The 1,928-nt window shown below is 70.9% G+C and carries 2 protein-coding genes; both read right to left on the reverse strand.

Annotated elements, in window-relative coordinates; all coding sequences use genetic code 11:
• The coding region (locus tag E6J59_19895; protein ID TMB15542.1) for a hypothetical protein at window positions 1–388 on the reverse strand (388 nt) is incomplete at its 3' end.
• Between the two features lie 134 nt (window positions 389–522).
• Window positions 523–1,905, reverse strand: a complete 1,383-nt coding sequence (locus E6J59_19900) for a hypothetical protein (GenBank protein TMB15543.1) — start codon at window positions 1,903–1,905, stop codon at window positions 523–525.
• Window positions 1,906–1,928 lie beyond the last annotated feature (23 nt).

A 1,928-nucleotide genomic window follows, 5' to 3' on the forward strand; every position in this document is an offset into this window, starting at 1 on the left:
CGAGCGGTCCGCCGACGATCTTGACCCGTTCACACAAGGTGCCATCGCCGTTGTAGGTGTAGTCTGCCAGGTTGACGACCGGCATGGTCTCGAATGGCTTCCCCACCCCGCACGCCGGGCCACTCCCGCTCAGCTCGATGTTGCCCTTGGTGCAGTGCTTGCCGCCGGAGCCGTCGGGGTTGGGGAGGTACTTGGCCGTCCCGATGAAGGTGAAGAAGCAATCGGGTCCGAGCGAGCCCGTGGCCGCCGCCATGTACGTTCCTCGCTCCTTCCCCGGCTTCGGCGGATAGTCGTAGTCGTAGGGTGTCGTATTCGTGATGTCCGCACGACCGGTAGCTCCCCAGAGCAGGACGCCGAGGAATGCTGCCAAACACCGTCCGTGCCTCATTCGGATGTCCTCCCTTTCGGGGGCCTCGCCCGTTCGGGAGGCCCTGACCTGGAGGCGCTAGAAACCGTGTGGCAATCTGCCAGAGGCGCGGGTGCGCCCCGCTACGGGAGCGCAGCCCGAGGCGGCGATCGCCGTCAGACGCTCCAGCGCACGGGCTCGTCGGGCACCACGTAGGTGCAAACCGTCCCGGTTCGAACGTACCGACGGAGGTGGTGCGCCAGCGCGGGATGCACCCGCGCGATGTGCACGAGGCTGAAGCGAATGCGCGAGGCGACCGCCTTGCGCGCGCGCTCGATCGGACTGCCGGCCCGCCGACCGCGGCCGCCGAGACCAAAGGCGGACGCCAGCTCCCCGGCGATGAAGTCGAGCTCGGCGCGCGCGCGCGCCCCGCGTCCCTCGTCGTTGCAGCGCTCGGCGTCGTCGAGCTCGCGGTGCAGATCCGCCAGCCGTTCCCGGTAGTCCGCCCGTGCCCGGGGGTCGAGCACTGCATCTCCGGCGCCGCCTCGGGATACCCGGAGACCCTGCGCGACGAGCTCCGCGGTGCTCGCCTCCCCCGTCGGCGCGCCGCGCGGGTCGGGCGGCGCAGTCGTGGAGGCGGCGATCAGATCGGCGACGTGGATCTCCCGGCCCGGGTTGGCGAGCAGGATTGCGATGTCGCAGAGCCCCTTGCCGTGCCTCAAGCGCGCGGACCTGCCGGCGTACGTGACGGTCCAGAAGTCTCCCTCGTTGCGAAAGACCGCATCGCCATCGGCGGGTTCTTGCGCATCGACCGCGGCCGCGGTGTCGAGACCGAGATGGCGCACCTTCGCCACGAGCCCGTCCATCCCGAGCTCCCGCGCGGTGGCGAGCGCGCTCGTGAGGAGAGCCGTGGCCTCGCGGAGGCGCGCGCCGGCATCGCGCGTGAGGAGCAGGCGAGCTTGCGCGAGCTGGGTCCACGCGAGGAAGGGTCGCGCGCCCATCCGCTCGTGCACCGTCGCCGCGTCCTCGTAGTGGCGAATCGCCTCGGCGACGCGGCCGAGCGTCGAGGCCAGCAGGCCGAGGTGGTAGGAGACGGACCCCGAGCACGCGAGCCCCGCGGCCGCGATCCCGACGCGACCGGCGTAGGGCACCAGGAGGTCGTACAGCGTCGCCGCACTCGCGCGGTCGTTCAGCTCCGCGGCGACGGCGGAGAGAAGGCCCATCGAGACCACCCAGGCCCCGTCGTGGGGCAGCGGAAAGCCCTCCTTCGCCAGCGCGGAAAGCTCGAGCTGTGCTTCGGCCTTGCGGTCCATCTCGCTCCACCAGAATGCACGGAAGCAGCGTCCGAGCATCGGGGCGGGCACGTCGGCGCGGGGCTGCGACCGTCCGAGGTGCTGGTCGAGACGACCTTGGTGATAGTGGAGGACGAACGTCTGAATCTCGTGACGCATGGTGGGTTGCGCGTCGTGCTCCCGCCGACCGAGCTCGACCGCGCGCTTCGCCTGCTCCTCGCCGTCGGCGAAGCGGCCGTCCATGATCGCGCGCGTCGCCCGCCACATCGCCAGGTCCGTCAGGTAGAGGG

This window comes from Deltaproteobacteria bacterium, from assembly GCA_005879795.1.
In the GTDB taxonomy this organism is placed as follows: domain Bacteria; phylum Desulfobacterota; class Binatia; order DP-6; family DP-6; genus DP-6.

Coding starts and splice junctions, on each gene's coding strand:
- E6J59_19900 (TMB15543.1), bottom strand. CDS start 1,905: ATGTGGCGGGCGACGCGCGCGATCATGGACGGCCGCTTCGCCGACGGC.